The 19,048-nt window shown below is 66.5% G+C and carries 18 protein-coding genes; 5 read left to right on the top strand and 13 right to left on the bottom strand.

Annotated features, from left to right (window positions below):
• Positions 1-64 precede the first annotated feature (64 nt).
• The 3 genes from BMX96_RS02755 to BMX96_RS02745 form a co-directional block, all read right to left on the bottom strand.
• On the bottom strand, positions 65-1,429 hold the full coding sequence (locus tag BMX96_RS02755) for a hypothetical protein (protein WP_091844031.1): 1,365 nt from the start codon (positions 1,427-1,429) through the stop codon (positions 65-67).
• A gap of 1 nt (position 1,430) precedes the next feature.
• Complete coding sequence (locus BMX96_RS02750; RefSeq protein WP_091844029.1) at positions 1,431-3,353, bottom strand: site-specific integrase; 1,923 nt, start codon at positions 3,351-3,353, stop codon at positions 1,431-1,433.
• 268 nt (positions 3,354-3,621) lie between these two features.
• Complete coding sequence (locus tag BMX96_RS02745) at positions 3,622-3,990, bottom strand: helix-turn-helix domain-containing protein (RefSeq protein WP_091844027.1); 369 nt, start codon at positions 3,988-3,990, stop codon at positions 3,622-3,624.
• A gap of 214 nt (positions 3,991-4,204) precedes the next feature.
• Here BMX96_RS02745 and BMX96_RS02740 point away from each other — a divergent pair, with 214 nt between their 5' ends.
• Entirely contained in the window at positions 4,205-6,373 is a 2,169-nt protein-coding gene (locus BMX96_RS02740; RefSeq protein ID WP_175481636.1) for a DEAD/DEAH box helicase family protein, read from the top strand.
• A 111-nt stretch (positions 6,374-6,484) separates the two neighbouring features.
• Positions 6,485-7,159 carry a hypothetical protein gene (locus BMX96_RS02735; protein WP_091844023.1) on the top strand — a complete coding sequence of 225 codons (675 nt, stop codon included), beginning with the start codon at positions 6,485-6,487 and terminating at the stop codon, positions 7,157-7,159.
• Between the two features lie 125 nt (positions 7,160-7,284).
• On the opposite strand, the gene cueR is transcribed toward BMX96_RS02735, so the two are convergent.
• The 9 genes from cueR to BMX96_RS02690 form a co-directional block, all read right to left on the bottom strand.
• Positions 7,285-7,710 (bottom strand): Cu(I)-responsive transcriptional regulator, encoded by a 426-nt coding sequence (gene cueR, locus BMX96_RS02730; protein ID WP_091844021.1) that lies wholly within the window; start codon positions 7,708-7,710, stop codon positions 7,285-7,287.
• Positions 7,711-7,723: 13 nt separating this feature from the next.
• Positions 7,724-10,228 carry a heavy metal translocating P-type ATPase gene (locus BMX96_RS02725; protein ID WP_091844019.1) on the bottom strand — a complete coding sequence of 835 codons (2,505 nt, stop codon included), beginning with the start codon at positions 10,226-10,228 and terminating at the stop codon, positions 7,724-7,726.
• A gap of 375 nt (positions 10,229-10,603) precedes the next feature.
• Entirely contained in the window at positions 10,604-10,912 is a 309-nt protein-coding gene (locus tag BMX96_RS02720) for a hypothetical protein (RefSeq protein ID WP_091844017.1), read from the bottom strand.
• Positions 10,913-10,955: 43 nt separating this feature from the next.
• Positions 10,956-11,363: a c-type cytochrome gene (locus BMX96_RS02715; RefSeq protein WP_236736953.1), complete on the bottom strand. Its 408-nt coding sequence runs from the start codon at positions 11,361-11,363 to the stop codon at positions 10,956-10,958.
• 56 nt (positions 11,364-11,419) lie between these two features.
• Complete coding sequence (locus BMX96_RS02710; RefSeq protein ID WP_091844013.1) at positions 11,420-12,820, bottom strand: multicopper oxidase family protein; 1,401 nt, start codon at positions 12,818-12,820, stop codon at positions 11,420-11,422.
• A gap of 56 nt (positions 12,821-12,876) precedes the next feature.
• Positions 12,877-13,830 (bottom strand): c-type cytochrome, encoded by a 954-nt coding sequence (locus BMX96_RS02705; RefSeq protein WP_091844011.1) that lies wholly within the window; start codon positions 13,828-13,830, stop codon positions 12,877-12,879.
• A 2-nt stretch (positions 13,831-13,832) separates the two neighbouring features.
• Entirely contained in the window at positions 13,833-14,423 is a 591-nt protein-coding gene (locus tag BMX96_RS02700) for a c-type cytochrome (RefSeq protein WP_091844009.1), read from the bottom strand.
• A gap of 43 nt (positions 14,424-14,466) precedes the next feature.
• Positions 14,467-14,781 (bottom strand): hypothetical protein, encoded by a 315-nt coding sequence (locus BMX96_RS02695; RefSeq protein WP_139209933.1) that lies wholly within the window; start codon positions 14,779-14,781, stop codon positions 14,467-14,469.
• 26 nt (positions 14,782-14,807) lie between these two features.
• On the bottom strand, positions 14,808-15,266 hold the full coding sequence (locus BMX96_RS02690) for a c-type cytochrome (RefSeq protein WP_091844005.1): 459 nt from the start codon (positions 15,264-15,266) through the stop codon (positions 14,808-14,810).
• Positions 15,267-15,523: 257 nt separating this feature from the next.
• On the opposite strand from BMX96_RS02690, the gene BMX96_RS02685 reads away from it, so the two are divergent.
• From BMX96_RS02685 to BMX96_RS02675, 3 genes are read left to right on the top strand one after another with little or no spacing between them, the layout of a single operon-like run.
• Entirely contained in the window at positions 15,524-15,853 is a 330-nt protein-coding gene (locus BMX96_RS02685) for a DUF2933 domain-containing protein (RefSeq protein WP_091844003.1), read from the top strand.
• 58 nt (positions 15,854-15,911) lie between these two features.
• Entirely contained in the window at positions 15,912-16,682 is a 771-nt protein-coding gene (locus tag BMX96_RS02680) for a DsbA family protein (RefSeq protein WP_091844001.1), read from the top strand.
• Positions 16,676-18,796: a protein-disulfide reductase DsbD family protein gene (locus BMX96_RS02675; protein ID WP_091843999.1), complete on the top strand. Its 2,121-nt coding sequence runs from the start codon at positions 16,676-16,678 to the stop codon at positions 18,794-18,796. The genes BMX96_RS02680 and BMX96_RS02675 overlap by 7 nt, the downstream gene beginning before the upstream one ends.
• Before the next feature lie 37 nt (positions 18,797-18,833).
• Here the strand turns inward: BMX96_RS02675 and BMX96_RS02670 are convergent, their stop codons facing one another.
• Positions 18,834-19,025, bottom strand: coding sequence for an SHOCT domain-containing protein (locus BMX96_RS02670; RefSeq protein WP_236736931.1), 192 nt, complete (start codon positions 19,023-19,025; stop codon positions 18,834-18,836).
• Positions 19,026-19,048 lie beyond the last annotated feature (23 nt).

Here is a 19,048-nt window from a genome sequence, read left to right as displayed (position 1 = left end):
CAACTGTCCGTTCGGAGGGCTCTCTGACTTTCAACCGCGACACCCGCTCGGACCGGCACGGTCACTACGTCTTGCGTTTCCCAGAAGGCTTCTTCGTCGACTGGGCCGCGATGATGTCTCGAGAAGTCTGCCACAGAGCTTGGGCTGTCGCCGCAACGCAATCGGTCCGATAGGCTCCTCCTGCTTTGCGTGTTCCGTGCCCGAGATGTGTCGCAATGACATCTGCCGCGTGCGCCGGATCATGACGGCGCATGTAGTCTGCGGCGAGGGTCCTCAGATCGTGCGACGGCACGCCGATCGCGGTGTGCGTCAGTTCGGTGGGAAGATTGCGATAAGGCTCGTTCTCAGCGAGCGTCAGCCAGTTCTTCCCGACGAGCTCCTGGTATCGAGCGTGGATCAGCCGATCGGGACGACCGTCGAGAACCCATTCATCGAGGATGTCGCAGATCTCGGGCCACATCGCGCCTGTTTCCGTCCCACCTCCCGTCTTCTCCTGCTCCCATTCCGCGCGCCAGGTGCCGTCGGCGTCCCGGGTGATCTGCTGGCCAATCCGCCATGACACGAGATCGCCTTTGCGCGGCGGCTTGTTGAGGATGACGGCGCAGACGACGGCTTGCTGCATGCAGCGGCGGCGGGCGGCGCTATGCGCCGGCAAATCTTGAGCCCGTGCCCTCAGCTGTCCGACGCGGTCGGCGACATGCGCATAGCCTCCGCGTTCCATCAGGCCGGACAGACGTTCGAACTTGTTCTTCTCGGCCATGGCGGCCTGGTCGCGAAGATCGCTCAGGATCACCCGCATGGCGATCAGGCTGTCCTCTGCGACTCCGCCCCGTGCTCCAAGGGCGATCAGCCCTTCGATGTAGTTGGCGGCCGTCACAGGCTTCACACGCCGATCCTTCTCGGGGTGAAATAGGAACGCCTCCGACAACTCGCATGCTGCAACGAACCCGTGGGTCTCTGAAGCCAGGCCCTCCGCGACGGCTCTGGCGCACCGGTCGATGCTGTCGAAATAACGCTTTCGGGTGCTGCTTTTGATCGGCGCTGCATCGAGGGCCGGTTTCATCCTTTGCCAAGCTATGGGCCAGTTGGCCCCGACCGCCATCTTCGCTGTGGGGGCAACCCTCGGGGCCGCTTTGGTGCGCAGCGCATACCATTCGTCACTCACTTCCCTGGCCGGCGCGGTGCAGACGTGAGGCGCATATGCACCGAGAGCGCGAAGTAGACAGCGAAACGTCGACTCGGACGCCGCGGCGGACCGGTAGACCTCCGCTCCCGGCATCGACAGATTGCTCTTGCGCTCGCGGGCAGCGGACCAGAAGCGGCCCATGACATGGGCGGAACCCGGCGCGAGGTTCGGCGCGTCTTCGATCATGGCGCGACGCACCGCGGCAGGGGCGTCCTTCAGAATCACGTCGAGATTGCCTCTCATGTCAGGTTCTCCTGTTCATGCGGGCGAAGATGTCGGGGTGTTGTGCCAGCAGAGATTCGCGGACGGCGACCGCCGCGGCCTCGCCGCTGTCTTTGCCATAATGGCGCCGCGCGACTTGATCGGTGTTGGCGAGAACGGAGGCCACACTGGCGAAATCGCCCGGACGGACGGCGAGCATCAGCGTCGCCAGCGCGTGCCGGCACTGATGTGGAGACAGCCCGAGCCCGAGTTGCCTGTCCCCGAGATCCCAAAGCTCCATGATCGACGCGACGGACATGCACCCGGAGGGCAGGTTCAGGAAGGATTTCCGCAGCCGCGGGGCGGCCGTTCCCGGGAAGAGATATGGCGAAGAAGGGATTCCGCGGAGCTGCATGAGATCCGTGCGATGAACCCGATCCCACTCCCAGAGAATGCGAGCATCCTCGCCATGAACGTTGACGGTCACGGCCTGGCCGTTCTTGACCTCGCCGCCTACAAATTTGATCTCCGCATGCTGCCCGTCGACGATCCAGGTCAGATTCCGCGGGCATCCGTCCGTGGCCTTGCGGCGGATCATGAACAGGTTGGCGGGGCGCAGCGCCCGGCTGACCTGGACAGCGTAGGCAGCTGCGCAAGCGGCGAGCCGCAGCGCGCGTTCCTGTGCGAAGGTGGTGGTTGCCGTCTGCAATGCTTCGGTCGAGATGACGCCAAGGCGGGACGGCGCGTTGACGAACGCGGCCGCAAGATGCGGCGCTTTCCGAAGCCGGTTGCAGATTGCCTCCGCGTCGGCGGTCATTTCGATCGGCGACAGCACGTAGTCGGCATAAAACATGCGCACGAGACTGATCCGCGCAAGGACCTCCGGATCGCGCAAACCATGGCGCGCAATCGTCGTCAGATTGGTGAACCTGGACCAGAGCACAGAACTTTTGTCAGCATCCTTGAGCGTAGGGGAGGCCGCGCTCCGCGCAATCTGGGCGTCGCAGGCGGCCTCCAATGCGTCTGTCGTGATGAGCTCCCGCAGCGTCCCGAGCCCGGCGAACCCGGTATCTGGCGAGTAGCTTTCGCGCAGCAGCCAGGTCGTCGACTGCCGGTAACCGGCAAGCGCGGACTCCAAGTTCTTCGGCAGCTTTTTCTTCTTGCCGCGCCGCGCCGCGACCTCGGCATCGACCTCGACCGCGGGGCGACCAAGACGTTGTTGCTCTTTAGCCCAGGCTTTCAGATCAGCAGGTTGACGCAAGGTCTGCCGAAACACCTCCACGGCATCCGCGCGAAAGGATGCCGGCAGCGATTTCCACTTGATACGCCGGGCGCGGTCCGACGCGACCGGAACGACGAAGTCCAGAGGCGGGAGCAGGTCCGCAAGCTCGGGCCAGGAATTGTGGCCGCGTCGGAGCTCGGCAATGCGCTGTGCGAATTTCCGCAGCGACTTGCGGCTGTCCGGTGTCGCGTCGTGCCAGAGCCGGTCGAACTCTCCCTGGTCGAGGTCGGGCAAGCCAACTCGGGCGCGCGCCCGAACGAGAAGAAGCGGTCTGTGGGTGCTGGTGGTAAAGAGCGCGCCGCTGTCGACGAACCCCTCGTTCTCCATGATGAACTGGATGGCCTTGTCGTAGCTCGCGCGAACGCCAACGTCGGGTGTCTCATGACCGCGCACCGCGAGAAATCGTTGCAGAGCGGACCGAACACGGGAGTTCCCGCGCTTGCGCGCCGTGTCGAGATCTTTCGAACGGGAGACGGCTCCATAGGCGGATACGGCGATCACCTTCTCGAAATAGCCGAGGTCAGCCGGGACGAGATCCAACTCCTCTTGCGTCAGGTCGAGCCGCGTGGCGACCTTCTCGATCTCATAGACGGTGTCGCGGTTCTCGCCGGTCTCCTTCGCCCAGTCCAGAAAATCCGGAAACATCGGGGAGCCGGCGTTGCTCAGGATTCGGTCGTGTTTCATCTTTTCGATCTCCAGGGGTGGGGCCTCGCGGGCCGCCTTCGGGCAGAAAGGCGGCGCGCGCGGCCCAAGCCATGGACCTCATCCGGTCCTTTTAGGAGATCGCGCCCGGTGGGGCGTCTCGCACAGTCTGTCGTGATTTTCCCGCGTTTCGCAGGACCGCCCCCAAGCATAACGCCGATAAATGTTTGGGGACGACTGTGCGACAGGCAGAGCGGTCCCGCTCTTGTCGCGATGATCCCTGTCGAGATTGTGCGACGGACCGTCGGCATCAGATCCACCACTCCGCAGGAAGATTGACACCTTGCAGCGCCAGCCAGTCCGCCACGTCATGCGGGTTGCAGCGCACGGCCCCGAACACGTTCCGCGTGGGCAGCCCGTCATCGATCCACCGCTCGACAGTGCGCACGCTGACGCGGAGCGCTCCGGCGATGGTCTTCTTGCAAAGCAGACGATGCTGGTAGCGCGGAATACGCGCGCGTTTCGGCATCGGACCGTCTTCGCAGGCCCAGACGTCGGGCCAATTCAGGCGATAGGTTCTGCCGATCCGGATCGCATCGAGCTCACCGGCGCGGATCTTGCGTCGGACCGTATCTGGCCTCAGGCCGTAGTGCTCGGCAACATCTTCTACTGACAGCATTTTTTCCTCATCAGTTCGTTCCTGATAAGGAATTAGTCACCGCGCGAGCAGCTCTGAAACGGAGGCAGTCGTGACCAAAGGTGTCGCGTCTTAATTAGCGATATCAATTGAGGCGCGACACCTCTGCTGGTGCGCCACCGCTCACGCTGTCGTGATTGGATGCGTTTCTGCGCGACAGCGTCCGCGCCCAGATCCTCTGAAACGGAGGATGCTGATGAAGCACGACACACAAATTGAAGCTGCGTTCCAGATTCCAGACTGGTCGACACCGGGTGAGGCCAGGGAACGGCTCGATCAGGAAATTGATAACTTCGTCACCGCAGCTGCGGCGGCAACCGCGGAGCCAGATGCTGCCCTTGCCCTGCGGGTGACCGCCGGTCTCGGCAAGACGGCGACGGCTCTGCGTGTGATTGCGCGCCACGGCGAGGCGCTCCTGGCACGCGGGCACGTGCTGATCTACGTGCCGACGCTCGATCTCGCGGAAAGAGCTGATGAGGAGTTTCGGTCACTCGCGCCAAGACTACCGTCCCGGGTGATCCGCGGACGCGACGCGCAGCGTCCAGATGACTGCGAGAAGAAGATGTGCGATCGGGCGGAGCTCGCGAGGGAGATTTCCGGCTTCGTGCCCTCGGTCACCCAGGCCCTCTGTCGCGGACAGGACCCGGACGACAACTTCGTTCAGTCGCCCTGCGCTTCGGGATGTCCGTATCTCCGACAGAAGGACGTCCCGGGTCCCCATGTCGTATTACTTTCCCATGCCTATCTGACCGTCGATCCTCCGATCGACCGCGATTTTCCCATTGCACTTCGTGTGATCGACGAGAAGGTCTGGCCGACCCTGATCCGCACATCGCATCTCTCGATTGAGGATCTGATGCGCGCGCCGACGAACTTGTTCCCTAATGGGCTCTATGGAAATCTCTCCCGCGCGACGGCCGCGCTCGTCGATGGGCTACAGCGCGGCCTGCCCCTCCACGACCATCTGCGGAGTTCCGGGATCGACACCGAGCAGTTGCAGGAGCTGGTGCGAGCGGAGGACCGATCGCGGAGCTCCCTCGAGATTGGTCCATGGCAGTCCGCCGAAGCGGTCAAATTCCGTGTCGCGAACTTCGACACGAGATCCTTCGTCGCCTCAAAGCGTCGGCGCCGAATATTCGACAGTCTCAGCGGAAAGGAGGCGGGGCATTGTGTTGGCCTGAACTTGGCCGAGGTGACCACCGAGCATGGCTCTCAACGCATGATCATGTGTTCGCGAATGGAGGCCGTCGCTCGTGAGGCACCTCTTCTCTTGCTGGACGCCGATGTAGATCGCGACATCACCGAACGTGTTGCTCCCGGGGCGGATTTCATTTCGATCCAGTCACCGCCGATCGCGGACATCGTGCAGGTCTCTGACAGGACTCTATCAGGCAGCTGGCTGCTTGACCTAAACGAGGGAGCACGACGGCGCGCCGGGGTTTTGACGATCTTGAGGCACGAAGTCGATAAGGCCGCGGGAGGCGGCGTCCTTGTCGTCGCGACGAAAGCCGTCCTCTCGGCGCTGCATAGAGATTTAGGTCGCTCCATCGCCAAGGGCGATGACGACGGCCTCAGGCAGCCGCTCCTCGGCGCAAAGCCGCGCTGGTTTGGGCCCAGAACCCAAGGCGTCAACGACTATGAAAATTACACTACGATTGTGGTCATCGGGCGTCTCCAGCCGGGGATCACCGACATTGAGACCTCGGCACGGGCGGTTTTTGCTCAGGATACGCTGCCGATCACCAGGCACGTCTCAGGTCCTCTGCCGGCGGTCGCATCGCGATTTCTGATGGCCGATGGGTCAGCCCGGGAGGCCGATCTGCGGGCGCATCCCGACCCGCGAGTGCAAGCGATACTCGCACAGTCCCGCGAATGCGCGACCCTCCAAGCCATCGCCAGGCTTCGGCTCGTTACTCCAAGCCACAGGAAGCGCGTCGTCATTCTGAGCAGCCTTCCGCTCCCGGAATTCCCGATCACTCGGGTAGTTCCATTCGCCGCACTTGTGCGAGGCCTTGATGAAGAGCCCGATTGGCCGGGCTTCGAACGCATGGAAAAGGCTATGAGGGCGACTATGGGGCGGCCGGTTCGCGGCGCTCGTCTATCCGCGAGAGGACTCACCGAGGATCTCCCGCTCGACTTCCCAACCGAGGACGCGGCGAAGGGTTTCCGAAAGGGGCGAACGTCGAACCACATGATGACGCTCTGCGAGCGTATCTCAAGGGCAAACGGGTGGCCGATGGTGGCGCTCTCGCTCAAACGCCCGGGCGGCGGAAAATCGACCCCTGCGTTTATCCTCGAAACCCACGGGGACCCACTGCATCACGCCAAGGAGCTCTGGCCCGACCTGACGCCGTTCCTGGCCTGAGGACAACAATTTCTCTTCCGCCTGCCGTAAACGAACCAACCTTCCCCCTATCCGCAACACCTAAACCGGGTTTGTCTAACCCGGTTTGACAAACACAAAGACAAATCTGCCATGGCAAACCATAAGACCACCAAGCCCAATGCCGGCGGCCGACCGCTGAGCTACGATCCAAATCTCGTTCATGATATCATTTCAGCCGGTCTGGGTGCTGGGATTCCAGCTGCCGAACTCGATGCTCCTTTCGTTAAGGAGAAGCTCTGCGATGAGCACGGTGTAAAAGGCTCTATCCGCCATGAGACCCTCGAGGCCTTGGTGGATGGCGCACATGCCGAAATTCGTGAGGCCGAGAACCAGGCCCTTCTCAGTGCGCTACCCAAGGGAATTCCTGAGGAAGTGAACTCGGCCGTGGCCGCAGTCGAACGGGAATTGCTGCTTGTGGTCGCCCGCCAAAACTCCGCCTCCCAGGTCATCTCCGAGCAGAAATGCGAAGAGCTCCGCGCTGACAAGCGCAATGCGCAGCATCGCATAGCCGAACTCGAGGGAACGCTCGCAACGAAATCGGAGGAAGTCCACCAGCTCGAGCACGACCGCACGAAGCTCGCCGCTGACCTGCTTGAAGCTCGAAACGAGCTCCATGCCGCGAAGGCCGAAATCGAGAAGCTGTCCGAGAGACCGAACGAAATGGAGCGTCTTTTTTCGGGGCTGCGAGACCCGTCTATGCAGGATCACATACGGGACCTGCTTACTGATATCATTCAGAATTCCCTACGCCAGAGCACTAAATGAACAGATACCAGCGAAAGAAGAACTCGGTCGCCCCTCACGGCAGCCGCTTTGCGTTCTGAACGAGGGTTTCCTCCACCTGGGACGGCCGGAAATACACGCCTCGAAGCCGGGCGGCTTTGGGTCCGTTACCGGGCCCGTTCCTTGGTGTCGGCAGTCTCGTCGGAGGCATCCTGCGCGAGGTTTTCGAGGATCGGGCAATCCGGGCGGTGATCGCCGGCGCACGCATGCACCAGCCGGTCCAGCGTCGCGCGCATGCTCCTGAGCTGCGCGATCTTGTCGTCGATCTGCGCCAGGTGCTCTCCGGCGATCTGCTTGACCTGCGCGCTTTCGCGGCCCTGGTCCTCATAAAGCGCCAGAAGGGTCCGGCAATCGTCGATGGTGAAGCCCAAGGCGCGCGCCCCCGCCAGGAAGACCAGCATGTGCAAGTCCCGCTCGGCGAAGTGGCGATAGCCGTTGTCGCCGCGCTTTGGCCGGATCAGGCCGATGTCTTCGTAATAGCGGATCGTTTTGGCGGGCAGGCCCGACCGGCGGGACACGTCCCCGATGTTCATAGCTCTCTCCCTCCTATTCCGCGGGCGCCGCAACCGGCGCCGCCTTGGCGGCCGCGGTCTGCCCCGACCGCTCGGCCATGGCCGGGGCGACGCGGCGCAGGCGCAGCGCGTTGGTGAGGACGAAAACCGACGACAGCGCCATGGCGCCGGCAGCCAGCACCGGCGATAGCAGCACCCCGAAGGCCGGATAGAGCACGCCCGCCGCCACCGGGATCAGCGCGATGTTGTAGCCGAAGGCCCAGAACAGGTTCTGGCGGATGTTGCGCATGGTCGCCCGCGACACTGCGAAGGCGTTGACCACGCCCGCCAGGTCGCCCGACATCAGCACCACGTCGGCGCTTTCGATGGCCACGTCGGTGCCTGTGCCGATGGCGATGCCCACATCGGCATGGGCCAGCGCAAGCGCGTCGTTGATGCCGTCGCCGACGAAGGCCACCACTCCGTCCGCGCCGCGAAGGTCGTCCAGCGCCGCCACCTTGCCGTCGGGCAGCACCCCGGCGATGACGTGGTCGATGCCCGTCTCGCGGGCGATGGCCTCGGCAGTCTCTCGGCGGTCGCCGGTGATCATCGCCACTTTCAGGCCCTTGTCGTGCAGGGCCGAGATGGCCGCGCGGCTGGCGGGCTTCACTGGGTCGGCCACGCCGATGACGGCGGCCAGCCGCCCGTCGATGGCGGCGAACAACGCCGTGCGGCCGCGACCGGCGATCGCGGTGGCCCGTGCGGCCAGCGGGGCGATATCCACGCCCTCGCGCGTCATCATCCGCTCGGCCCCCACCAACACCTCGGCGCCGTCGACAGTGGCGCGCACGCCATGGCCCGTGACCGACTGGAAATTCCCGGCCTCGGCGTGGCGCGCGCCCTCGGCGCGGGCGGCGCGGACGATGGCATCGGCGATGGGGTGTTCGGACCGGTCCTCGACCGCGGCCAGCTTCGACAACACGTCGGCGCGGTCGAAGCCGTCGCCCAGCTCGAGGTCGGTCAGCTCGGGCCGGCCCTCGGTCGCCGTGCCGGTCTTGTCGAGCGCCACCACCGTGACGCTGTCGAGCTGCTGGAGCGCGTCGCCCTTGCGGAACAGCACGCCCATGTCGGCCGCCCGCCCGGTGCCCACCATGATCGAGGTCGGCGTGGCCAGCCCCATGGCGCAGGGACAGGCGATAATCAGCACCGAAACGCCCGCGACCAGCGCCAGCGTCAGCGCCGGGGACGGCCCGACCACCAGCCAAACCAGCACGGTCAGCGCGGCGATGCCCATGACGGCGGGCACGAACCACAGGGTGATGCGGTCGACCAGTCCCTGGATCGGCAGCTTGGCGCCCTGCGCCTCTTCCACCATGCGGATGATCTGCGACAGCGTCGTGTCGCCGCCCACCCGGGTGGCGCGGAAGGTCAGGCTGCCCGCACCGTTCACGGTGCCGCCGGTGACCGCGTCGCCGGCCCCCTTCTCGGCCGGCACCGGCTCGCCCGTCAGCATGCTTTCGTCCAGGCGCGAGGTGCCGTCGACCACTTCGCCGTCCACGGCGATGCGTTCGCCCGGCCGCACCACGACGATGTCGCCGCGCACGATGTCGTCGACCGCGACCTCGACGCTGTCGCCGTCGCGCAGCACGCGGGCGGTGCGGGGCTGCAATCCCAGGAGCTTCTGGATCGCGGCGCCGGTGCGGCCCTTGGCCCGCGCCTCGAGGAACCGGCCCACCAAGATCAGCACGACGATCACCGCCGCCGCTTCGAAATAGACGGCGCGCACGGAGTCCGGCAGCCGGTCCGGCAGGAAGGTCGCGACGACCGAATAGAGATAGGCCGCCCCCGTGCCCACGGCGACGAGGCTGTTCATGTCGGGCGCGCCCTTCATCAGCGCGGGGAGGCCCTTGGTGAAGAACATCCGCCCCGGCCCGGCCAGCACGGCGGTCGTCAGCGCGAATTGCAGAAGCCAGCTGGTCTGCTGGCCGATTGTGGCGTTGATCCAGTGGTGGAAGGCCGGGATGGCGTGGCCACCCATCTCGACCAGGAAGACCGGCAGCGCGAGCGCTGCGGCAAGCGCGGTGCGGCGCGCCAGCGCGCGCGCCTCGTCGGCCTTGCGATGGGAGCGACCAGCGCCCTCGGCCGCCGTCGCGGGATATCCTGCCGCGCGGCTGGCCTCGACCAGGTCCGCCGTGCTCACCGCGCCTTCGGCGAAGCGCACGCTCGCCGTCTCGGCGGCGAGGTTCGTGTTCACGTCGAGCACGCCCGGCACGGCGGCCAGCGCCCGGTCCACCCGCCCCACACAGGACGCGCAGGACATGGCGTCGACGTTCAGCGTCACGCTGGAGGTGCGCGCCGGGTATCCGAGGTCACTCAGCGCGGCGACCACGTCGGCGACCCGGTTCGGCCGGTCGACGATCAGCCGCGCGGTTTCGGAGGCGAGGTTCACCGAGACATCGCCGACGCCCTCCAGCACCGACAGGCCCCTGTCCACCCGCCCCACGCAGGACGCGCAGGACATGCCGTCGACGGACAGCGTGATGGTCTTGGGATCGGGCATGGCAACTTCCTGGGATCGGTGACACGCCCGACACGGGGCCTCCAGTCACTGGAAGGTCAAGGAGGGCCGTCGGTTTTTTCTCGTGCGAGCGCGGGCTGGGCTGTGTCAGGAGCGCTTCCGCCGAGCGCTATTTGACTCGGGTAAAGGTATGCGGCGCAGGGATGTGATCATCGGGCGGACAGCATACCTTATCTGCGATGGCGAGCCAGGCAGCAAGATGGGCGGAAAGCGGAAGTTCGCTGCGAGGATCACCGAGTTCCGTTCAACCGAGTTTCTCTCAGCAGAAAAGCGTTCGTTAACCTGACCGCCCCTGGGTCGGAAACGATAGGTGCGCGTTTGATCCGAAACTCACTGATAACCGAGAGTGGAGATGCTTCAGTGAATGGCGAATTTCAGAAAGGCGAGCGCAAGACCTACGCCCCCGGCGAAAAAAGCTCCGAGCAGCGCCGACCTTGCGCTTGCATCGACCTTCCATCCGGTGCGTGCACCCAGAATTGCGAGAAGCGCGACGCAGAAGATTTGGGACAAGCCGACGGTGGACTCGACCGTCAGGAAGCCGCTTGCAGCGACCAGGAACAACAGCGTCGGAACGTTCGCGACGGCCAGCGTCGGGAAGCTATGCTTCCAGGCCGCCCTCCAGCCGTGCCGGTCGCGCCGGGCTCCGGTCTCGAGCGAATGCGCCATGAATTCCGCGAAGGTCTTGGCCAGCGTGCGTGCCGGGCACCGATCAGCCGGCCCCGTCCTGGGCCAGCGTTCGGTCCGCCTGAATGTCCCTGATACGCTCGGGCCAGGTTGAGCGAATGAAGGCCAGCACGTCGCGGATCTGCCGGTCGGTCAGGATGTCCCCGAAGCCCGGCATCCCACTGTCGAAATCGACGCCCTGCTGCGCCATCAGCGCGTTGCCGCCGAGCTTGGTATAGTCAAACAGCACGGTGTCGGGGTGGTGCCATGTGTGCCCGGTCTCGTCATGGGGCGGCGCGGGCAGGCGGCCGTCCGGCCCCGGGCTTTGCCAGTCGGGTTGCCCTTGGAGTTCGGACCCATGGCACGACGAGCAGTTCTCTTCGTAAAGCGCCCTGCCTCGCGCCAGGTCAACCGGACCGGCAGCGGTGGCCTCCGCCCCGCCGCGCCCCAGCAGAGCCCAGACGCCGATCCCGGCGATCAGGGCCGCGATCCCGTAGAGAACCGCGATCCTCACGTGACCCGCAGCCAGGTCGTCATGCCCGACGCCGCGTGGCTCAGCATGTGGCAATGGAACAGCCAGTCGCCGGGATTGTCGGCCGTGAACGCGATCTCGCGCGTTTCCTGCCCGCCCACCAGGAGGGTATCGCGCAACGGCCCCAGCGCGCCGTCGGCGGTGACTTCGCGGAAATGCATGCCGTGCAGGTGCATCGCGTGCGGGAAGACCGTCTCGTTCACGATCTCCAGTCGCACAGGCTCGCCCAGGCCCAGCTCGGCCAGCGGTGTATCGGTCATGGCGGCCATGTCGTTAAGCGCCCAGAACCGCCCCTCGGCGATCAGCTCGCGAAAGCCCATGCGCGTGCCGTTCAGAACGGCCGATTGCATGCGGCCCATGGCGCCGCCCGCCATGACAAGGCGCAGCGGGGTCGCGGCGGACAGGTCGGGCAAGCCGGTATTCGGGTTGGGCGGCAGGGGCGCGGGCGTGCCGCGCCGGGTCTGCGCCGCCGTGCCGGTGACGTCGAACGCCGCCAGGAAGTAGTCACCGTCCTCCTCCACCTGGTCCAGGCCCGCCTGCCCGCCCGCGTCCGCAACGACATCGACGATCAGGTCGGCCCGTTGCGCGGGCCCCAAAACCAGCACGTCCCCGATCGGCTCGGGCGCGTCCAGCGGCATGCCGTCCAGCGCCACGACCCAGCCCGCCAGGCCCGGAAGGGTCAGCGGGAAGATCCGCGCGTTCGAGGCGTTGATCAGCCGCAGGCGTAGCCGCTCGTGCCGGCGGGCGGGCAGCGTCAGGTCCGAGCGGCCGTTGACGGTGATATAGTTCCCGATCCGCCCGCCGTGGCTCATCATCATCGGGTGGTCGAAATTGTCGTCGATCTGCCCGGTTTCCGGGTTCAGCAGCCAGTCACCCAACACCATGACCTCTTCGCGGTCCACGTCGGGCGGGGTGGCTTCCTCGACGATCAACGCGCCGTGCAGGCCCCGCGCGACCTGCTCCCACGACCGGTTATGCGCGTGATACCAGTAGGTGCCCGCATCGGGCGCCTCGAAATCGTAGTCGAAGCGCATACCCGGCGCGACCGGCTCCTGCGTAAGGCCCGAGACACCGTCCATGCCGTTGGCGATGCGGATGCCATGCCAGTGGATCGAGCTGCCCTGCGGCAGGTCGTTGACGAAACGGCGGGCGACCCGGTCCCCCTGCCGCACCCGGATCTCGGGGCCGGGCGCGGTCGGGCCATAGCCCCAGATCTCGGTCATCGGATAGTCGTCGGGCAACAGCCGGAACGGTGTCACCCGCGCCCGGAGTTCCTCGATCCCCGCATCGGTCGCGGCCGCAAGCCCGCCGCCCGGCAAGGCCGATCCAAGTCCCGCGGCCGTGGCCATGCGCAGGACATCGCGTCTGCCAAACATCATCTTGTCGCTCCATCTGCTACGCGGGGCGCTTCGTGTGCGCACATCCCGCGATCTGATCATTCGGGTTTCCCGGTGGCACTGGCCGCGTCCGGGCCGCGTTGGGCCAGGCGCTCGCGCCCGCCGTCCTCGCCTTCCAGCAGGTAGGTCGCCATGGCGTCGCGATCGGCGTCGGACAGGAATCGCGTCCCCTCGCGCACGACCTCGGCCATGCTGCCGCCGAAGGCGTCGCCCGACGGCGTGAGGCCGGATTTCAGCGCGTAGGACAGCGACGACACCGTCCAGCCGCCCTCGGCCAGCGCGCCGGGCCGGATCGACGGCGCCTTGCCCTCGCCGGGAAGCGCGGGATTGCCCGCGAAGACCGCCCCCAGGTCACGGCCCCCGGCCAGGTTGCGCGGGGTGTGGCAGGCCCCGCAATGGGCGGCGCCGCGCACCAGTTCGCGCCCGCGGTTCCACGCCTCGCTGCGCCCCGGCACCGGGTCGGTCATCGGGTCGTAGAAGAAGGCTGCGCGCCACAGCTTCAGCCCCCAGCGCTGATCGAAGGGGAAGCCGACATCGTGGTCGGGCGCCGACTCGGCCACCGGAGCGACGGTCTGGAACGCGGCCCATAGGTCGGCCATCTGCTGGTCCGAGAACTCGGCGTAGAACGGATAGGGGAAGGACGGGTAATAGGGGTCGCCATCCGGGGCCACGCCCTGCCGGACGGCCTTGGCAAAGGATTCGGCCGTCCAGTCGCCGATCCCGTGATCGGGATCGGTGGTCAGGTTCGGCGGATAGAAGGTCCCGAAATCGGTTTGCAGGGGCGCCCCGCCCGCGAGGGGAGCACCGCCGTCCTCGAAATTCGAATGGCACGCGATGCATCCGCTCGCGCGCGCGAGATAGGCGCCCCGCTGGGCGTTGCCCTGAAGCCCGATGGGTCCGGGCGCGCTTCCCACGGGCCAGGCGATCACGGCGCTCAGCGCGGCGACACCGAATGCCGCCGCGCCGGCCGTCCACAAGACGATCCTGCCCATGGTCAGCCGTCTTCCGCTCGGAACCGCGAATGGCAGGCCGAGCAGACCTCGGTGGTCATGGTGAAGGCTGCATCAACCGGCATCTCGGCGATGTGCTCGGCGGTCATCATGTCAGATCCGCCGGCGCCCATCATCGCGCTGCCGCCCATCATGCCCGAGGCGTCGCCCGTCATGGACCCGCCGCCCATCATCGACCCGGTGCCCATCTGGCCGCCCTGCCCCATGCCGTTTCCGGCGGCGCCTTCCAGCCCCTCGGCATAGACGGCCAACCGATCGGCAAGGTCTGCGAACGCGTCCCAGTCCTCCCAGACGGCATCCTTCGCCTCGGACGGCATCCCGCCCGAGCCTTCGGGGAACAGCTCGGTCATGGCCTCGCCCGCGTGCTGCTGGAACGTGCGGGCGGCCGCGCGCATGGTGTCGGCGTCGTATTCCATCTCGCCGCGCATCATCGGCGCGACGGATTTCACGGCATCGCCCATGGCCTTCATGCCGTCCATACGCTCTTTCACGATGCCGGTCGCGCCGCTATGGGCCAGCGCGGCCACGGTCGTTCCGGTCATGGCAATCGCTGCCAGGGTAGTGGTGATCTTCATTGTTTCTCGTCTCCGCAAGGTCTGATTTCGGTGTGGTCCAAGATCAGGCCCGGAGGCGCGGTGGCGGAACGTCCAGCCCCGGCGATATGCCGTCATAGGCGTGGCAGGTGGAGAGGTAATCGGCGGCGGTCACCGCTTCCGGCGGATGCACACCGACCCGAAGGCTGAAGACCACGGGGCTGAAGCAATCGAGGCCCGGGTGGCAATGGTCGATGCGGTCGTCGTGGGTATGGTCGCCCGCATGGGCGTCGGTCGAAGCCGTGAGGTGGGCCGCAACGGTTAGGTCGTCACCATGCCCGATCCCGGCCTTTGCCTCGGCCGCGAACAGCAGCAAGGCGCCAAGAACGAACGCGTTCAACAGGACTACCGCATACCGCGCTATCATCACTCGATCCCGTTGGCCCGCTGTAATTCCCGAACGTAAGCTGTCACCATCTTGACGTCACCCTGCGTGACGCCGTCAACGGGCGGCATGTTGCCGAAGCGCCAGTGATGCGCCCGCACTCCGTTCTGGGCTGCCATCACGAAGGCCATGTCGGAATGATGCCCGGGTTCGTAAATCTGGTGGACCAGCGGCGGCGCGACACCGTTCTGTCCCGCAGCGTTCTGGCCGTGGCACGTGGCGCACTTGGCCTCGAAGATCGATTTCCCCAGCTCGGCGTTGCCCGAAAGCTCATCGGGCAGTCGCACCTCGACGATCGGCGCGCCCTCGGCCAGGGCGGTCGTGTCCGGCGGTGCCATCGAATGGCCCGCCCCCTGCGGCCCCGCGGCGAACATCTGCCAGCCGACGGCACCGATCCCGGCAATCAGCACGCCCGCCACCACAACGGTCAACTTGTCCATGCGTCGTCCTTCGTCTCATCGCGGGATCATGGGCGGATGCTGCGGCGGGCACGTCCCGAATTCCATCTCCTTGCACCTCCGGCGCCCGGAAGGGTCGTCTGCTCTTCGATCTCGCCCCTTGGTCACGGTCGACAGGGTAACTACCCGAGAACCCGCCGCGATCCACCTGACAAAACCGCGAGAAATGTAAAGCTTTGTATCCTTGACCTTCCCCGGCGGTAAAACGGCATATGGCGGCGGATTTGGAAGGATCGATAATGGCCATGGACGCACCTGGAACGGCCCCGAAGCAGCGCAAGCTGATGACATACGGAATGATAGCCTGTTGCGCGGTAATGCTCGCGCCGGTGGCGGCCTTTTTCCTTTCCGGCGGCGGGGCCGACGGGCTGTGGCGCAATGCGGGCCTATTCGCGCCGCTGGTGTTGTGTGTCGGTGCGCATCTGCTTCTGCACCGCGTCAAGGAAAAATCCTGTCACGGAGCGGACGCGCCCACCGTCAGGTATAGCGTCACGAGCGATAAGGCGCGACAGGGCCCGGCCGACCGCGGTGATGCGGCCGAGGTCCTCCTGCGCGCGGCCCCCGACTGATCGCCATGGCCGCGCATATCCCAACCGCGCCAACCGCCTTTCCCCAAATGGCTGAGCCATGATCAATCTGGCGCGCAGGCGTTTAATGGCCGCCGGCGGCGTCGCGCTGGTCGCGGGCGCCGTGCCCGTGGCGCGCGACCTAATCGACCGCTTCACCCCCCTGCCCGAATTTCGGCCCATGGCGGACCCGCCCGGCTTCCGCCGGATGGCCGCCGGATCGAGCAGCCTGGCGGGTGCGGCCTTCGTGGGTCTCGACGGCCCCTCGGACATGGATGCCGAGCTACCGATCACACACGTGCGCGGCGCGATCTGCCCGGCGCTTTACGGCGATGCAAATGATGACCCGGACACGGTCCCGATCGCGTCATTTTCGGATTTCTACTGCCCCTATTGCCGGGTTCAGACGAAAGAGATCGCAAGCCTCGCCGACTGGCTGGACGACGACGTCCGCGTCGTCTGGCACGAATTGCCGTTGCTGGGGGATACCTCCCGTCTGGCGGCGAAAGCCGCGCTCGCCGCCAAGAGGCAAGGGGCCTATGTCCGCTTCCAGGAACATCTGATCTCGTCCCCGTTCCGGGCGACCGACGGCTACCTCGAGGCCCTGTCCGAGTCGGTGGGCCTGGACCACCGGCAATTGGTGGCGGACATGAATAGTGCGGACGTCCTGGAAGAGATCCGGACCTCGGCGGCGCTGGCGCAAATCTTCGGCTTTGTGGGAACCCCCGCGCTGGTGATCGGCAAGACCGTCATCCAAGGCCAGATCGACACAAACGTGCTGGAGAAGATCGTCGCGCTGGAACGCGCCGAAGGCTGGACTTCGGTATGCTGATCCGGCTTTGGCGCGCGCTGTTCCTCGCGCTGGCCGTGGCGGGCCTGCCCGAGGGCGGGATGGCCGCATCCTCGGACCCCCAGACATCCCCGGCCGTGACCGCGCGGCTGATCACGGCACAGGACGGCGTTCCCGAAGGGGCCGGAACCTTGTCCGCCGGGCTGGACCTGAAGCTGGGCGACGGCTGGAAAACCTACTGGCGCTCCCCGGGCGAGGTCGGCATTCCCCCGTCGATCGACTGGGCGGGGTCCGAGAACATCGCCGGGGTCAGCTTTCTCTGGCCCGCACCCGAACGGTTCACCGCATTCGGAATCGAGAATTTTGGCTATCGCGACGAGGTCGTGTTTCCGCTTCGCATCGCGCTCGACCGGCCGGGCGCGCCCGCACGGCTGAAGGCGCTTGTGTCGCTGCTGGTGTGCTCGGACATCTGCGTGCCGCAGGATTTCGAGCTGAGCCTGTCGCTGCCGCGCGGCGCCGGGATCGACACCGAGGCCGCAACTCGTATCGCCGCGTTCGCCGCTCGGGTGCCCGTGCCCGGCCCCGAGAGCGGCATCGCTTCGGCCGCCTATTACCTGGACGCGGACGCCACGACCCTGACCGTCGCGCTGCGCGGCGCGACCGCCTTTCGCAGCCCCGACATCTTTCCCGAACTCGGCACCGGCACCGCCTTCGGCACACCCGATATCCGTCTGGGCGATGGCGGGCGCGACCTCTGGGCGACGTTTCCGGTCCTGTCAGGAGGCGAGGCGACGGTAGAAGAGGCGATGCTGACTGTCACCGACGGGCTGGACCGCGCCGTCACGCTGGAACCGGACCGGGTTGAAACGGCCCCTGCCCCGCCGTTCACGTCGTCGGTTGCCGGTCCCGCCATGGGGACGCTGGTGTCGATCGCCCTTGTGGCGTTCCTGGGCGGTCTGATCCTGAACGCCATGCCCTGCGTCCTGCCAGTCCTGTCGATCAAGCTGTCGTCGGTGGTCAGGCACGGCGCCCGCGACCGGTGGGACGTGCGCGCCGGGTTCCTCGCCGCCGCGCTGGGGGTGCTCAGCTTCATGTGGGTTCTGGCGCTGGTCCTGTTCCTGCTGCAACGCGCCGGTGTCACGGTGGGTTGGGGGCTGCAATTCCAGAGCCCGGTTTTCCTGGCGCTGATGATCCTGATCCTGTCGGTCTTCGCGACGAACATGCTCGGCGGGTTCGAGGTGGTCCTGCCGTCGCGTCTCCAGACCTGGCTTGCGAATGCCGGGGGCAGCCAGGGCCGCGCGGCCGATTTCCTGACCGGACTCTTCGGCGCGGTCATGGCGACCCCGTGCTCGGCACCGTTCCTGGGCACCGCGATCACCTTCGCACTGGCCGGGCGCGGCGTCGACATCTTCATCGTCTTCACCGGGCTGGGGGTCGGGCTGGCCGTGCCGTATCTTGCCGTCGCCGCGTTCCCCCGCGCGGTCGCCTGGATGCCGAAACCCGGCCGTTGGATGACGGGGCTGAAGCTGGTCCTCGGCGCGCTGCTGGCGGGGACCGTCGCGTGGCTCCTGTTCGTGATGGTCGGGGTCGCCGGGCCGGCCGCCGCGCTGGCCGTCGGCGGGCTGTCGGCCCTGCTGGTGTTGGCCCTGTCGGTCCGCCGCCTGCCTCCGGTGGCCCGCTGGCCCGTGGTCGCGGTCTGTGCCGCGCTGGCGCTGGCCACGGCCCCGCGTTTGCAGGAGGCCCCTGCCCCGTCCGCCGCGCGCGCGTCGCTGGACTGGAACACGTTCGACCGGGCGGACATCGCGCGCAACGTGTCCCAAGGGCGCGTCGTCTTCTTGGACGTGACGGCGGATTGGTGCCTGACCTGCAAGGCGAACAAGGCGCTGGTCATTGACCGCGACCCGGTGCGAACGGCGCTGCAAGCCGACGGGGTCGTCGCGATGCAGGCGGACTGGACCCGGCCCGACGATGGTATCGCGCGCTACCTCGAGCGTTTCGGACGCTACGGCATCCCGTTCAGCGCCGTCTATGGTCCTGGCGCGCCGGACGGGATCGTGCTGTCGGAAATCCTGTCCGCCGATGCCGTGCTTGCGGCGCTCCGCTCTGCCACCGGCGACGGCGAACCTGCCAAGGACCGGACCGCGTCGACCGAGTGACGCATCCGGGCCGCGCGGCCTGGGCCCGAATGTCGGGTCATTCGTCCAGCGCGGCCTTGCGGCGACGGAACTCCTCTTCGTCGATCTCGCCCTTGGCCAGCCGCTCGCGAAGGGTCTCCAGCGCGTCGGGCCGCCCCGTCGCGTCGGGCCCGCCATTGCCCCCTTTTCCGCGCAGGGCCATGACCGCCCAGACAATCAGGGCGATGATGATCCCCCAGAACAGGATCATCCAAAGCCCACCGAATATCCCGT

This window comes from Palleronia pelagia, assembly GCF_900110115.1.
Classification (GTDB): domain Bacteria; phylum Pseudomonadota; class Alphaproteobacteria; order Rhodobacterales; family Rhodobacteraceae; genus Palleronia; species Palleronia pelagia.
The sequence above is the reverse complement of the archived record's forward strand: the minus strand, read 5'-3'. Positions and strand labels throughout refer to the sequence as shown.